This is a genomic window from Nocardioides luti (genome assembly GCF_014212315.1).
GTDB classification, from domain to species: domain Bacteria; phylum Actinomycetota; class Actinomycetes; order Propionibacteriales; family Nocardioidaceae; genus Nocardioides; species Nocardioides luti.
In genome coordinates this window covers 452,846-466,896 of the sequence record NZ_JACKXE010000002.1, presented here as the reverse complement: position 1 = coordinate 466,896, position 14,051 = coordinate 452,846, and the positions used below count along the sequence as shown (strand labels likewise).

General features: G+C 73.6%; 16 protein-coding genes. 7 read left to right on the top strand and 9 right to left on the bottom strand.

What is annotated here, in order from left to right:
• Positions 1 to 18: 18 nt before the first annotated feature.
• Positions 19 to 951 carry a LysR family transcriptional regulator gene (locus tag H5V45_RS21255; RefSeq protein ID WP_185255072.1) on the bottom strand — a complete coding sequence of 311 codons (933 nt, stop codon included), beginning with the start codon at positions 949 to 951 and terminating at the stop codon, positions 19 to 21.
• 71 nt (positions 952 to 1,022) lie between these two features.
• Between H5V45_RS21255 and H5V45_RS21250 the strand changes: the two genes are divergently transcribed.
• Positions 1,023 to 1,982 carry an EamA family transporter gene (locus tag H5V45_RS21250; protein WP_221634674.1) on the top strand — a complete coding sequence of 320 codons (960 nt, stop codon included), beginning with the start codon at positions 1,023 to 1,025 and terminating at the stop codon, positions 1,980 to 1,982.
• Here the strand turns inward: H5V45_RS21250 and map are convergent.
• Positions 1,969 to 2,829, bottom strand: a complete 861-nt coding sequence (map, locus tag H5V45_RS21245; RefSeq protein WP_425491473.1) for a type I methionyl aminopeptidase — start codon at positions 2,827 to 2,829, stop codon at positions 1,969 to 1,971. The two genes, H5V45_RS21250 and map, sit on opposite strands and share 14 nt — an antisense overlap.
• Before the next feature lie 37 nt (positions 2,830 to 2,866).
• Here map and H5V45_RS21240 point away from each other — a divergent pair, with 37 nt between their 5' ends.
• Positions 2,867 to 3,046 (top strand): hypothetical protein, encoded by a 180-nt coding sequence (locus H5V45_RS21240; protein WP_185255070.1) that lies wholly within the window; start codon positions 2,867 to 2,869, stop codon positions 3,044 to 3,046.
• A 6-nt stretch (positions 3,047 to 3,052) separates the two neighbouring features.
• A complete protein-coding gene (locus H5V45_RS21235) occupies positions 3,053 to 3,340 on the top strand; it encodes a hypothetical protein (RefSeq protein WP_185255069.1) in 288 nt (95 codons plus the stop codon).
• 7 nt (positions 3,341 to 3,347) lie between these two features.
• On the opposite strand, the gene H5V45_RS21230 is transcribed toward H5V45_RS21235, so the two are convergent.
• Positions 3,348 to 3,887, bottom strand: a complete 540-nt coding sequence (locus H5V45_RS21230; protein ID WP_185255068.1) for an AMIN-like domain-containing (lipo)protein — start codon at positions 3,885 to 3,887, stop codon at positions 3,348 to 3,350.
• Between the two features lie 55 nt (positions 3,888 to 3,942).
• Positions 3,943 to 5,172, bottom strand: a complete 1,230-nt coding sequence (locus H5V45_RS21225) for a PQQ-dependent sugar dehydrogenase (protein WP_185255067.1) — start codon at positions 5,170 to 5,172, stop codon at positions 3,943 to 3,945.
• Positions 5,173 to 5,290: 118 nt separating this feature from the next.
• Between H5V45_RS21225 and H5V45_RS21220 the strand changes: the two genes are divergently transcribed.
• Complete coding sequence (locus H5V45_RS21220) at positions 5,291 to 6,463, top strand: hypothetical protein (RefSeq protein WP_185255066.1); 1,173 nt, start codon at positions 5,291 to 5,293, stop codon at positions 6,461 to 6,463.
• Between the two features lie 164 nt (positions 6,464 to 6,627).
• On the opposite strand, the gene panB is transcribed toward H5V45_RS21220, so the two are convergent.
• From panB to H5V45_RS21200, 4 genes are all read right to left on the bottom strand, one after another.
• Positions 6,628 to 7,491, bottom strand: coding sequence for a 3-methyl-2-oxobutanoate hydroxymethyltransferase (panB, locus tag H5V45_RS21215; protein ID WP_185255065.1), 864 nt, complete (start codon positions 7,489 to 7,491; stop codon positions 6,628 to 6,630).
• Positions 7,492 to 7,590: 99 nt separating this feature from the next.
• Complete coding sequence (locus H5V45_RS21210) at positions 7,591 to 8,172, bottom strand: DUF421 domain-containing protein (protein WP_185255064.1); 582 nt, start codon at positions 8,170 to 8,172, stop codon at positions 7,591 to 7,593.
• A gap of 25 nt (positions 8,173 to 8,197) precedes the next feature.
• Positions 8,198 to 9,139, bottom strand: a complete 942-nt coding sequence (locus H5V45_RS21205; RefSeq protein ID WP_185255063.1) for a phosphotransferase — start codon at positions 9,137 to 9,139, stop codon at positions 8,198 to 8,200.
• A gap of 19 nt (positions 9,140 to 9,158) precedes the next feature.
• Positions 9,159 to 9,629 carry a VOC family protein gene (locus H5V45_RS21200; RefSeq protein ID WP_185255062.1) on the bottom strand — a complete coding sequence of 157 codons (471 nt, stop codon included), beginning with the start codon at positions 9,627 to 9,629 and terminating at the stop codon, positions 9,159 to 9,161.
• A 100-nt stretch (positions 9,630 to 9,729) separates the two neighbouring features.
• On the opposite strand from H5V45_RS21200, the gene H5V45_RS21195 reads away from it, so the two are divergent.
• The 3 genes from H5V45_RS21195 to H5V45_RS21185 all read left to right on the top strand — a co-directional run bounded on the left by H5V45_RS21195 (position 9,730) and on the right by H5V45_RS21185 (position 12,702).
• Positions 9,730 to 11,784, top strand: coding sequence for an NAD(+) synthase (locus H5V45_RS21195; protein ID WP_185255061.1), 2,055 nt, complete (start codon positions 9,730 to 9,732; stop codon positions 11,782 to 11,784).
• A gap of 91 nt (positions 11,785 to 11,875) precedes the next feature.
• Positions 11,876 to 12,277: a hypothetical protein gene (locus H5V45_RS21190; protein WP_185255060.1), complete on the top strand. Its 402-nt coding sequence runs from the start codon at positions 11,876 to 11,878 to the stop codon at positions 12,275 to 12,277.
• A gap of 35 nt (positions 12,278 to 12,312) precedes the next feature.
• Positions 12,313 to 12,702, top strand: a complete 390-nt coding sequence (locus H5V45_RS21185; protein WP_185255059.1) for a hypothetical protein — start codon at positions 12,313 to 12,315, stop codon at positions 12,700 to 12,702.
• Positions 12,703 to 12,733: 31 nt separating this feature from the next.
• Here H5V45_RS21185 and H5V45_RS21180 read toward each other — a convergent pair whose 3' ends face one another.
• Positions 12,734 to 14,047 carry an ATP-binding protein gene (locus H5V45_RS21180; RefSeq protein WP_185255058.1) on the bottom strand — a complete coding sequence of 438 codons (1,314 nt, stop codon included), beginning with the start codon at positions 14,045 to 14,047 and terminating at the stop codon, positions 12,734 to 12,736.
• Positions 14,048 to 14,051: the final 4 nt, after the last annotated feature.

Genomic DNA, 14,051 nt, shown 5'->3' with positions numbered 1-14,051 from the left:
GACGCGACGCGGGACGTCTCACGCCCCGGCGTACACCCGCCCCTGCGCGCGCAGCGCCTCCAGCACGACGCGCACGGCGACCCGCTCGGCGCGGTCGGAGCGGGCCAGCGCCGCGACGTGGCGGTACTGCGTCAGGCCCGCGGTCGGGACCAGCCGCAGCCGGGCGCCGTCGCGGTCGTCGGTCGCGAACCGTGGGAGCAGGGCCGGGCCGTGCCCGCCCACCACCAGGGCCTCCTGGGCGCGCAGGTCGGTGAACCGCAGCCCGATCCGCGGACGCAGCCCGGCGGCCGCGAACCAGTCCTCGAGCGCCCGGTCGAACGGCCAGGCCTCCGGGACGCCGACCCAGGACTCGTCGGCGAGCTGTCCGGGCTGGACGGCGACGAGGTCGCCGCTCGCGAGGAGCGGGTGGTCGGGCGGCAGGGCGACGTCCAGCGGCTCGTCGACGAGGGGGACGACGTGCACGCCGCGGCGGGCCCAGGCCTCGGGGTCCCAGCGGCCGTCGACGCCCGCGCGGTGGCCGACGACGACGTCCACGCGGTCGGTGTGCACGGCGTACTCGTCGCCGTGGAGGTCCGCCTCGACCACCTCGAGCGCGAGGCCGGGGTGCGCCGCGAGCCGGTCGAGCAGGCCGGGCAGCAGACCCTGCGCGGCGGTCGGGAAGATGCTCAGCCGGACCGTGCCGCCGACCTCGCCGCGCCACGAGTCCCAGGTCGCCTGGACCCGGGCCAGGGCGACCTCGACGTGGTCGGAGGCGTCGCAGAGCACGACGCCGGCGTCGGTGAGCTCGAGCCCGCGGCCGACCCGGCGGACCAGGGCGGCCCCGGCCTCGCGCTCGAGCTTCTTGAGCTGCTGGGAGACCGCGGTCGGCGTGACGTGCGCGGCCCGCGCCACCGCGGTCACGGTGCCGAGCCGGCGCAGGTCGCGCAGCAGGGCGAGGCGGTGCAGGTCCATGAAGCGACGCTACACAGTCCGTCGCGGAACTCTCGATGGAACTTCACGATCGGCCGCGGGAGGATCGTCCCGTGAGCTCACCGACGACTGCCCCCCTGCGGCACATGCCCCGCCGCGACGTCCTGCTCGCGATCCTGGTCTCGGTGTGCTGGGGCGTGAACTTCCTGGCGATCCACGCCTCGCTGGGGCACTACCCGCCGATGTTCCTGGTCGCGCTGCGCTTCGCGGTGCTCGCGGTCCCGACGCTGCTGCTCGTGCCGCGGCCGCAGGTGCCGCTGCGCTGGCTGCTCGGGTACGGCGTGGGGTTCGGCATCGTGCAGTTCGTCTTCCTGTACGCCGGGTTGGCGGCCGGCATGCCGGTCGGGCTGTCCTCGCTCGTGCTGCAGGCCTCGGCGCCGTTCACGGTGCTGATCGCCGCGGTGTTCCTGCGCGAGCGGCCGACCCGGGCCGCCTGGATCGGGATCGCGCTCGCCCTCAGCGGGCTCGGCGTGATCGCGGCGTACCGCGGCCTCGTGGTCTCGCTGCTCCCGACGGTGCTCGTGCTGATCGGCGCGCTGGGCTGGGCCTGCGGCAACATCGCCTCGCGGCAGGCGCAGGCGGACTCGCCGTTCCGGCTGATGATGTGGATGACCGTGGTGCCGCCGCTGCCGATGCTGGCGCTCTCGCTGGCCGTCGAGGGTCCCGGCCGGATCGGTCACGCGCTGGCCACCGGGCTGTCGCGGGAGGCCTGGCCGGCCGACCTCGGCCTGCTCTACACCGTGCTGGTCGGGACGGTCGTGGGCAGCGGGATCTGGACCTCGCTGCTGCGCCGGCACCCGTCGAGCTCGGTCGCGCCGTTCTCGCTGCTGGTGCCGGTCACCGGGATCACGACCGCGTGGCTGGTGCTGGGCGAGGTGCCGGCGCTGCCCGAGGTGCTCGGCGGCCTGCTGGTCGTCGTGGGGGTGGTGCTGCCGCACCTGCGGCGCTCGCGGCGTACGCCCGTGGCGCACCTGGCGCCCGACGCGAGCGCGGAGCCCGTCAGGGCAGGGTGAGGACCTCGGCGCCGGTGGGGGTGACGAGCAGCGTGTGCTCGAACTGCGCGCTGCGCCGCCGGTCGCCCGTGACGACCGTCCAGTCGTCGGGCCACATCACCCAGTCGGCCGTGCCGAGGTTGAGCATCGGCTCGATCGTGAAGGTCATGCCGACCTCGATCAGCGTGTCGTGGGCCGCGTCGTCGTAGTGCGGCACGATCAGGCCGCTGTGGAAGTGCGTGCCGATGCCGTGGCCGGTGAAGTCGCGCACCACGCCGTACCCGAACCGCGCGGCGTAGGACTCGATGACGCGGCCGATCACGTTGATCCGGCGCCCGGGCTTCACGGCCTTGATGCCGCGGGCGAGCGCCTCGCGGGTCCGCTCGACGAGCAGCCGCGACTCCTCGTCGACGTCGCCGGCGAGGAAGGTGGCGTTGGTGTCGCCGTGCACGCCGTGGAGGTACGCCGTGATGTCGATGTTGACGATGTCGCCGTCCTCGATCCGGCGGCTGTCGGGGATGCCGTGGCAAACCACCTCGTTGACGCTCGAGCACAGGGACTTGGGGAAGCCGCGGTAGCCGAGCGTCGAGGGGTAGGCGCCGTGGTCGCAGAGGAACTCGTGGCCGATCCGGTCCAGCTCGTCGGTGGTGACGCCGGGCTCGACGGCCGCCCCCACCAGGTCGCGGGCCTGCGCCGCCAGTCGCCCGGCGGCCCGCATCTTCTCGATCGTCTCGGCGTCCTTGACCTCGCTGCCGGTGAACGGCGCGGGTGCCGGGCGGTCGACGTACTCCGGCCGCGGGATCTCCGGCGGGACCGGGCGGCGGGGCGAGACGGTGTGGGCGCGGACGGGCGTGGCGAGGGGACTCACGCGTCCAACTCTAGGGTCGCGTGTAGTTTCACCGGACATGAGCAAGTACTGGTACTGCACGAAGCACTCCCGGGTCGAGCAGGGCGAGGACATCTGCCCGCCGATCGACCGCCTCGGGCCCTACGCCTCCGAGGAGGAGGCCTCGCACGCGCTCGAGAAGGCCGAGGAGCGCAACCAGGAGTGGGACAACGACCCCAACTGGAACGACGCCAAGTAGCGGTCGGTGTCCCGACCCGGATCGACGCGTCTCAACCGCAACGCCACCTCCCCGTGGCCGTTCGTGGGCATGGTGGGGATGGCGTGCGCCTTCTTCCTGTACGCCGCGAGCGGGCTGGTCGCCCCGTGGTGGGCGGTCGTGCTGCTGCTGCTCGTGTGGGCGTTCCTGACCTTCGTCGCGATCGCCTGGTGGAGCCTGCACCCGACGTGGGTGCCCTGGGTGGCGGTCGTGGCGATCGTGCTCTGGTTCGTGGCCGTGCTGGGCGGGGCGCTGCTGCTCAACTGGTCGGCCTGAGCGGCTCTCACTCGTGGCGGACGTCGATCACCAGGCGCCGCGGGTTGCTGAGGCGGAAGACCCGGTAGTCCGCCCGGTGGTTCAGGGCGACGGCCAGCCCGACCACGCCCTCGAAGTCGGAGGTGATCGCGAGCGCCTTGAGGGTGTCGAGGTGGGGACGGGCGATCCACGGGCCGTCGTACACGTCTCGGCCCTGGTAGGTGTGCCCGGCGGCGTCGAGGAACGAGAACAGCAGGCCCGACCGCCCCAGGATCGGGACCCTCTCGCCGGAGCCCTCGTAGGCGAAGTGGCGCTGGTAGCGCACGTTGCCGCGGGGGATCGCGCGGCGCAGGTCGACGACGACGCGGTCGAAGGTGTCGTGGGTCGCGTAGCGCAGGTCGACGACGCGGGCCTGGCGCTTCGCGTCGGTCGACCAGTGGGTCGCGTGGTCCTCCCACGCCGGCAGGGCGTCGGCGGGGGCGGCGGCGGCGAGGAGGGTGCAGGCGAGGGCGCCGGTCACGGCGGTCGCGAGGAGCGACGCGAGACGGGCGGTGCGGGGTCGGTGCATGGCGGTCTCCTGACGGGGTGGTGTCAGTTCGACGCGCGAAGGTGGCTCCCGGTTGTCAGCGGGGGTGGACGCGCAGCACGACGTCCTCGCCGTACCCGTTGTCGGTGGTGATGAGGAGGTCGCCGCCCGGGATCTGGGTGACCGAGCGCAGCCGGCCCGAGTGCTGGAGGGCGTCGGGCACGCGGACCTTCTTCAGCTTCCCGGCGGGGCCGAACTGCAGGAAGAGCGCCTCCTGGTCCTTGAGGACGCCGACGACCAGCGAGCCGCTGAGCGCGCCCCACTGCTTGCCGTAGACGAACGAGCCGCCGGAGGTCGCCTTGGTCGGGTTGCCGGAGCGCCAGCGGGCGTTGATCTGCTTGCCGGGCAGCGACTGGTCGGTCATCGGCACGCTCTCGTCGTACCCCGGACCCGGGTTGTAGCCGTAGTCCCCGCCGGCCTTGAGCTTGTTGACCTCGTCGTCGCGGTAGGTGCCCTGCTCGATCGACCACAGGCTGCCGTCGCGGCGCTCGGCGAGGCCCTGGACGTTGCGGTGGCCGTAGGTGTGGACGTACCGCTTGCGCTTGTTGTCGCTGCCGATGAACGGGTTGGCCGGCCACGGCTGGCCGGTGAACCGGTCGAGGCGCAGCGTCTTGCCGCCGAGCGACATCTTGTTCTCCGGGTTGGGGGCCTGCGCCGCGTCGCCGGTGCCGACGAGCATCGAGCCGTTGCGCGTGATCAGCAGCCGGCAGCCGCCGTGGCGACCCGTGCTGGTGGGGAAGCCGCCGACGAGCGTCTTGACCTTCGTGGCCCGGGTCGCCGCGGCGTTGAGCGTCCAGGCGACGACGCGGACGTCGTGCCCGCCGCCGGCCCGGGTGCCGCCCTGGCAGGTGTAGAACCGGCCGGTGTCGGCGAACTCCGGATCGATCGCCAGCGACATCAGGCCGGTCTCGCCCGAGACCCAGACCTGGCCGCTCGGGAAGCGCACGCGGTGCGTGCTGCCGTCCCACATCAGCAGGTGGGCGGAGTCGCGCTCGGTGACGAGGAAGCGTCCCGCGCCGATCGACTGGACGTCCCACGGGTGGTCGAGCCCGCTGATCATCGTGGTGACCTTGAGGCGCGGCACGGCGCGCTGGCCCGCCTCGCCCCGCTCACCGCGCGCCGCCTGGGCGGCGCGGAAGTCGTGGGTGGCGGCGCGGTCGTAGTACGACTGCGGCACCGCCGGCCCGACGACGTCGTTGCCGCGGTTGGCGAGCGCCGCGGTCGGGGTGGCGAGCACGAGGGTGAGGGCGATCAGCAGGGAGCGCATGTGACTCACCGTACGTCGATCGCCCGGCCGGCACGAGGCCCCGGGACGTCATACGGACGGAGCAGGGGTCGACACCGACCGCATGACGTCCCCGGGATCACAACCGAACGCGTCCCCGGTGCGTCCCACCGGCATGCACACCTCGACCGCGGCCGTTTTGGCGCTCCTGCTCACCCTGGGCGTCACGGCCTGCGACGGCGGCGGGGCCGGCGCCGCCTCCGCCTCTTCCTCCTCCGGTCGGCCGTCGGACGCGGTGCCCGCCGGGTCGGCGGCGGCTGTTGAGTCCTCGTCCGATGAGCCGTCTCCGGACGCACCGCCGGTGGACGAGCCGCCGCTGGACGTGCAGGAGGTGGGCGGTCACCGAGTGGTGCCGCGCGGGGTGGTGGGAGTGCAGGTCTCCGGCAACTGGGTCTCGTGGACCCGGATCGCGGCGGACGGCGAGGGCACCGGCGACACCGTCACCGTCCTGAACTGGCGGACGGGTGCGCGGCGCACGGTCCGATCGACGTTCGCGCCCGGTCGCATCGAGGGCGCGGACCTGGTCGGGCACTACCTGGTGCTCGCAGACCAGGCGCGGCCGGCTTACGACGCCGACACGGTCACGACCTGGCGGGTCCTGGCCGTCGAGGTGCGGACCGGTCGGACGACCCGGTTGGCCGGGTCCCGAACGCCGAGCCCGGCGCCGTTCCCGCGCGCAGCGGACGGTCGGGTGCTGTGGCAGGAGCTCGAGGATCCCGACGACCCGGCAGCGGGAGTCCGGGTGCGGACCTGGACACCGGGGGCGCGGGTGCAGGACATGCGGCGGCACGTGCGCGACGTCTACGAGGTGCTGCCCAGCCGGGGCGGGGCCGTGCTGGTGCGGTACGCCGACCGCCGGGTGCGGGGGCTCCCGGCCGGCGACGTACGCCGCTGGGGAGCGACGCGTGGACACGGGCGCTCGCTCAGCACCGACGGCCTGGGCATGCGGGTCAGCGCCGCCGGCGGTGTCGTCGCCTGGACCGAGCGCGCCGACGAGGGCCGGCAGAACGCGGACCCGGTCTCGTTGTGGACCCGCTGGCGAGGTACGACGCGACGGATCGTCGCGGACGGCTACCCGTCCGAGGTCGTGGTGGGGGCCGGGTTCCTGGCATGGTCCGGTGCATCCGGCCGGCTGCGGCTGGCCCGCCCCGACGGCTCGGCCCGGGTCGCGCTCGGCGGGCCACGGACCAGCGTCCCCGCCGGGGCGGACGCGGACCGGCACCTCCTCGCCTACGTCACCGGCACCCGGCTGCACGTCCTCGAGGTGGACTGACGGCGCTTCGTGGACGTCGGACGTCATGCGGACGGAGCAAGCGCCGACACCGTCCGTATGACGTCCGCCGGTCGCCCCGGGACGTCATACGGACGGAGCCAGCGCCGGCACCGTCCGTATGACGTCCGCCAGCCGCCCCCGGGACCGAAGACCCCGCGGACCCCTCAGAAGGTGTGCTCGGGCCCGGGGAACGTCCCGCCCTTGACGTCGGCGGCGTACTCCTGGGCGGCGCGGAGCAGCTCGCCGTGGAGGTCGGCGTACTGCTTGACGAACTTCGCCATCCGGCCGGTGCGCAGGCCGAAGGCGTCCTGCCAGACCAGCACCTGGCCGTCGCAGTCGACGCCGGCGCCGATGCCGATGGTCGGGATGTCGACGGACTTCGTGACCTGGGCGGCGACGTCGCCGGGGACCATCTCCATGACGACCGCGAACGCGCCGGCCGCCTCCAGGGCCTGCGCCTCCTCGATCACCTGCGCGGCGGCGTCGCCGCGGCCCTGCACGCGGTAGCCGCCGAGGTTGTGCTCGGACTGCGGGGTGAAGCCGATGTGCGCCATCACCGGGATGCCGCCCTCGGTCAGCTTGCGGACCTGCGGCACCATCGGCAGCCCGCCCTCGAGCTTCACCGCGTGCGCGTTGGCCTCCTTCATGAAGCGGACCGCCGTGAGGTAGGCCTGCTCGGGGGAGGCCTGGTAGCTGCCGAACGGGAGGTCGGCGACCACCAGCGAGCGACGGACCGAGCGGGTCACGGCGCGCACGAGCGGGATCAGCTCGTCGACGGTGACCGGCAGCGAGGTCTCGTTCGCGAAGACGTTGTTGCTCGCGGAGTCGCCGACCAGCAGCACGTCGATGCCGGCCTCGTCGAACGTCTGCGCTGCGTACTGCTCGTAGGCGGTGAGCATCGTGAACTTCTCGCTGCGCTGCTTCATCTCGCGCAGGTGGTGGGTGCGGACCCGCTTGAGCGAGGCACCTCCGCCGGGTGTCGCCTTCGCCGGGCCGGTGCCGTACGGCGCCGTCTCCTCAGCACTCATCGTGGGGCTCCTCGGTGTCATCTCGCGGCTCCCTGCTGGAGTCCACGGACCGTTCCTCAGGCTAGACCGCAACCGACGGGTAGCAGGCTGTGGCGGTCGTCACGGTGCGGGACGCGCAGGCGTGGTGGGCGGGGTGCCCGCCGCCAGCAGCCGGTCGAGCTTGGCCTCGAGGCGGTCCAGGTCGGCCCGGGTGGTGGGCTGGTACGCCGCCTTCATCGTGACCACGAGAGCGCCGCCGGCCTCCAGCACGACGGTCTCGGTGTCCTCGACCGCGGTGGCGTTCTGGCGGCGAATGCCGGCGTCCACGTCGGCGAGGCGCAGCCCCTCGCGGCGCAGGGCGTGGCGGTCCCAGGCGCCGTCGCGCGCCAGCACCGTGGGCGTCCCCTCGAAGATCGCCCGGGACACGCGCGTGCGCCCGGCGAGCCGGACGACGACCGCGTTGACCGCGAGCAGGGCGGCCGCGCCGATGACCCCGCCCAGCAGGGAGTTGTCGGGTCCGATGATCGCGTTCTGCACGACGTTCGAGACCAGCAGCATCACGACCAGGTCGAAGGTGTTGAGCTGGGCGAGGTCGCGCTTGCCGGCCAGGCGCAGCAGCACCGCGAGGGCGACGTACACCGCCACGGTGCGGATGAGCTTGTCGGGCACCGAGGTGCCCATCGTCATCAGGTCGCTCCACATGGGCTCATCGTGCACCCGGGACGCGTCAGGCCGGCGGCGACCACTCCGGGCGCTCGAGCTCCTCGACGAGCCCCTCGACCGCAACCCGGTCGGAGTCGTTGCCGGTGTGCGGTGCGGCGAACCACGCGGCGTACTGGCTGACCTCGTCGAGGCGCCACTCCAGGTCGAAGAGCTCGAGCATCGGCCCGTGCGGGTCCGCGAGGTCGGCGTGCCCCGAGTCGACCAGGGTCCGCAGGTCGCGCTCGCGCGGCGCGACCTTCAGCGACTCCCAGTCGACGAGTCGCAGCGGCCCGGCCAGCGTCCGGACCAGGTTGCGCGTGTGCGGCTCGCCGTGGGTCGGCACCCACGGGCGGTCGGCGGCCTCGCCGGCGAGGCGGTGGTACGCCGCCGTCCACCGCGCCACGTCGTCGAGGTGCGTCTGCAGGGCGGCCCGGGCCCGCGCGCCGAAGGGCCCGAGGTCCCACACGGACGGGTCCGCCAGCCGGGCGGCCAGCGTGTCGGCGAGGTCCGGCCCCACCAGCGGCGCCCAGCGGGGGAGCGACGCGGCCGGCGGCCGCGCGTGCAGCCGGGCGAGCTGGCGGGCGCTCTCCTCGGCGTCGGCGCGGCTGGCGAGCGGGCCGTCACCGGCGCGCTCGCCGGCGACCCACAGGGTCACCGACAGGGCGCCCCCCGCGACCGGCACCGTGCACCGGCCCGAGGCCGACGGCAGCGGCGCGACCGCGAAGTCGAGCGCGAAGGACAGCGCGCTCACCCCGGCGTACGCCGCCTCCAGGCTCGCGGGCGAGTGCCGCTCGCCGAAGCGGTCGTAGGTGACGAAGTACGCCGGCAGGTCGCCGACCGTCGCGCGCCAGTGGTGCGCCCCGAAGCCGACCGGCAGGTGCTCGACGCGGTCGACGGCGGCCGGCCAGGAGGCCTGCACGAGCGCGAGGACCTCACCGTCGCCCAGCTCGGCGGGTTGCTCGCGCACGCGGCTCCTCGAGTGGAGGTCAGGCAGGGGCGGCCGCGTCGGCGGCGGCCTCGAGCTCGGCGACGACGAGCTTCTGCATCCCCATCATCGCCTGCATCGCGGCGGCGGCGCGAGCGGGATTCGGGTCGGCGTGCAGCTCGAAGAGCCGCCGCGGCACGACCTGCCAGGACAGCCCGAAGCGGTCCTTGAGCCACCCGCACTGGCTGTACTCCCCGCCGGCCGCGAGGTTCTCCCAGTAGTAGTCCACCTCGTCCTGGTCCTCGCAGTCGATGCTGAACGAGATCGCCTCCGTGAACTGCGCGAACATCGGGCCGCCGTTGATCCCGCGGAAGGTCTGGCCGTTCATCGTCCAGTCGCCCGACAGCACCGGGCCGCCCTCGCCCGTGCGGATCACGGTGCCGATCGCCGCGTCCGGAAAGATCTTGACGTAGAGCTCCATCGCCTCCTCCAGGTTGTCGTCGAACCACAGGCAGGGGGTGATCGCTTGCATGGCGGGCTCCTTCGCTCCGGTCCCGGTCGCCGTGAACGGGTCTCGGTCGTGCAGACCAGTCGTACGCCGGGAACTCATCGCGTCGTGGGAGACTCGCCACGTGGACTTCTCCTCGTCGTACGCCCACGGGTTCGCCCGGGTCGCGGCCTGCACGGTGCCGGTCGCGATCGCGGACCCGGCCGCCAACGCGCGCACGGTGCTCGAGCAGGCGCGGGCCTGCCACGACGACGGGGTCGCGGTGGCGGTCTTCCCGGAGCTGAGCCTGTGCGGCTACGCGATCGACGACCTGCTGCTGCAGGACACCCTGCTGGCGGCCGTCGAGGACGCGATCGCCGAGGTGGTCGCCGGGTCGGTCGACCTGCTGCCGGTGATCGTGGTCGGGGCGCCGCTGGTGCACGGCACCCGCGTCCTCAACTGCGCGGTCGTGATCCACCGCGGCGTGGTGCTCGGGGTCAGCCCGAAGTCCTACCTGCCGACGTACCGCGAGTTCTACGAGCGCCGCCACTTCGCGCCCGGCGACGACCGCCGCGCGTCCACGATCACGCTGGGCGGGGCGACGGTGCCGTTCGGGCCGGACCTCCTCTTCGCCGCGACCGACCTGCGCGGGCTGGTGCTGCACGTCGAGGTCTGCGAGGACATGTGGGTGCCGGTGCCGCCGAGCGCCGAGGCCGCGCTGGCCGGGGCGACCGTGCTGGCGAACCTGTCCGGCAGCCCGATCACCGTGGCGCGCGCCGAGGACCGCCGGCTGCTGGTCCGGAGCGCCAGCGCGCGGTGCAACGCGGCGTACCTCTACGCCTCCGCCGGGCAGGGCGAGTCCACGACCGACCTGAGTTGGGACGGCCAGACGATGGTCTACGAGTGCGGCGACCTGCTGGGGGAGAGCGAGCGGTTCCCCGACGGGCCCCGGCGCACCGTCGTCGACGTCGACCTCGACCGGCTGCGCCAGGAGCGGCTGCGGCAGGGCACCTTCGACGACAACCGGCGCACGCACGACGTGCGCGTCGGCGCCTTCCGGACCATCGCCTTCACCCTCGACGCCCCGAGCGGCGACCTCGGGCTGCGGCGCAAGGTCGACCGCTTCCCGTTCGTGCCGGACGACGTGGAGCGGCTCGCGCTCGACTGCTATGAGGCCTACAACATCCAGGTCTCCGGACTCGGGCAGCGCCTGCACGCGATGACCACGGACACCTGGGCCCCGAAGGTCGTCGTGGGCGTCAGCGGCGGGCTCGACTCGACGCACGCGGTGATCGTCGCCGCCAAGGCGATGGACCGGCTCGGCCGGCCGCGCACCGACATCCACGCGTTCACGATGCCGGGCTACGCGACCGGCGACACCACGAAGTCGTACGCCACGCGCCTGGCCAAGTCGCTGGGCGTGACGTTCGAAGAGCTCGACATCACCGCCGCGGCCGGGCAGATGCTCGCCGACCTCGACCACCCCTTCGCCGAGGGTCGGCCCGTCTACGACGTGACGTTCGAGAACGTCCAGGCCGGGCTGCGCACGGACTACCTCTTCCGGCTCGCCAACCACCGCGGCGGCATCGTGCTCGGCACCGGCGACCTGTCCGAGCTCGCGCTCGGGTGGTGCACGTACGGCGTGGGCGACCAGATGTCGCACTACAACGTCAACGCCGGCGTGCCGAAGACGCTGATCCAGCACCTGATCCGCTGGGTCGCGGACAGCGGGCAGTTCGAGGCCGACACCAACGACGTGCTGCGCGAGATCCTGGCGCAGGAGATCACCCCGGAGCTGATCCCGCACACCGAGGGCGAGAAGCCGCAGGCGACCGAGGACTCCGTGGGGCCCTACGCACTGCAGGACTTCACGCTCTTCCACGTGATCCGTCGCGGCTACCGTCCCAGCAAGATCGCCTTCCTCGCGTGGCACGCCTGGCGCGACGAGGAGGCGGGGGAGTGGCCGCCCGGCTTCCCGGACGAGTCGCGGACGGCGTACGACCTCGCGACGGTGCGGCGTTGGCTCGTGGTCTTCACGCAACGGTTCTTCGCCAGCCAGTTCAAGCGCTCGGCGCTGCCGAACGGTCCCAAGGTCAGCGCCGGGGGCACCATGTCGCCCCGCGGCGACTGGCGGATGCCGTCCGACGCGAGCGCCGCGGCGTGGCTGGCCGAGCTCGAGGCGAACGTCCCCGACGCCTGAGGCCTTTACCTGGCCTTGACGCAACGCTGGTTCGCGCTTAGCGCCGCCGTTGCGAGTCTCCTCCTGTCCGCACCACACAGGAGGAGAAGACATGAAGCGCAAGCCGATGCGGGGCACGAAGCCGGCCCTCGTCGTCGTCGCGGCCCTGGCCCTCGTCGCCGCGGTCGGCACCGGGACCTGGGCCGCGATGAGCGACGACGAGCGGTTCACCAGCGGGGCCTGCGACGCCTCGAACTACCGCCTCGAGGCCGAGACCGAGGGCGACGCCTACGAGGTGAGCTTCGAGGTCCAGTCGTCCGCCCCCGGTGAGACCTGGGACGTCGTCATCGAGCAGGACGGCGCCCCGATCCTCGACGGCCAGCGGATGACCGACGAGGACGCCGAGATCGACGTCGACGTCACGGTCCGCGACGCGGCCGACGGCGACGAGTTCACCGCGACCGCCACGCCGTCCGGCGGGGGCGAGCCCTGCACCGCCACGCTCACCCGCTGACCCGGCCACACCCCACCGACACCCCAGGAGATCCCGTGAACGTCCTCACCCGCACCATCGCCCTCACCACCGCCGGCGCGATCGTCGCCGTCCCGACCGCCGTGCTCGTCGCGGCCCCCGCGCAGGCCGACGTCGAGCGCCAGGGTGCCTGCGGCAGCGGCACCTACGAGCTCAGCGTCGATCGCGAGGGCAACGGCTTCGAGATCGACGCCGGTCTCGAGAACCAGCCGGTCGGGTCGCGCTGGACCATCGTGCTCAAGCACGACGGCAAGCGCTTCGCCGAGGTCGTCCGCACGACCGACGGCGAGGGCGACCTCGACGTCGACCGCTTCCGCAGGAACACCTCCGGCAAGGACGTCTTCACGATGAAGGCCACGCGGGTCGGGGGCGGCACCACCTGCTCCACGAAGGTCACCACGCGCTGACCGCCGACACCGTCCGCCGGGAGTGGACGGCTCAGGCGGGCGGGCCGAGCTCCACGACGACCCGCCCGCCGCCGTACGACGACCGCTCCACGCGCAGGCCGCCACCGGACTCGGTGGCGGTCCGCTGCGCGATGGCCAGGCCCAGCCCGGTCGAGCCGCCGCCGCTGGTGCCGCGGTCGAGGACGTCGAGATCCGCGGGGAAGCCGGGGCCGCCGTCGTCGACGGTGAGGATCACGCCGCCCCCGGCGCGCTCCGCGAGGCTCACGCCCACCGGCGAGCCCTCGGGCGTGTGCGAGAAGACGTTGTCGAGCAGCACGTCGAGCAGCGCCACCAGGTCCTCGGTGCTGGTGCCGACCAGGATCCGCTCGTGCGACGGCAGCGCCAGCGCGAACGCCCGCCCCTGGTCCTCGCCCAGCGGCTCCCAGAACCGCGCGCGGTCGGCGAGCGTACCGACCGCCTCGGCCTGGGCGACCAGGCCCTCGCGGGCCGAGCGCCGGGCCTCGCTCACGACGTGGTCGACCATGCCGACCAGCCGGTCCAGGTCCTCGGCCAGCCGGTCGCGGTCGGCGGGCACCGGCAGGGCGTCGATGCGCAGTCGCAGGGCGGTGATCGGCGTGCGGAGCCGGTGGGACAGGTCGGCCACGCCCTGACGCTCCCGCTCCAGCAGGACCTCGACGCGGCCGACGAGCCGGTTCATGGCGCCGGTCAGCTCGCGCACCTCGGCGGGGCCTTCGGCCGGCACCGGGTCGGGTCGTTCGCGGTCGCCCAGCTGGCCGGCGTACGACGCGAGCCGGCGGATCGGCTGCACGAACGAGCGGCCGAGCCGGTCGGCCAGGAACAGCGCGCCGAGCAGCAGCACCGCCCCGAGGGCGGCGAGGACGACCCAGGCGCGCAGGATCCCTGACCCCAGCCCGGGCTCGCGCACCTCGACCCGCACGACGGGGGTGCTCTCCGGTCCGGGGCTGCCGCCGCCCAGCGAGCCCAGCGACACCGGGACGAGGATCTCCGCGCCGCCGTCGACGTCGTCGACCCGCGCCTGCCCGGTCGTGCGCGCCTGTCGCACCCGGGTGTCCTCGCCGGGGTGCGGCCCGATCGCGGTGCCGTCGGGGTAGAGCACCGTCGTGATCGTCTCGCTGTCGTCGTGGTTGATGCGCTCGAGGTAGTTGCTCACCGCCCCCGCATCCCCGCCGGACACCACCGTCTCGGTCGCCTGCACCTCGAGCGCGGCACGCGAGAGCCGGTCCTCGAGGGCGTAGCTGCGCAGCAGCACCGCCATCGGCACCAGCATCGCGAGCAGCACCATCGAGACCGCCGCGGCGACGGTGAGGATCAGGCTGCGGCGCACGGGC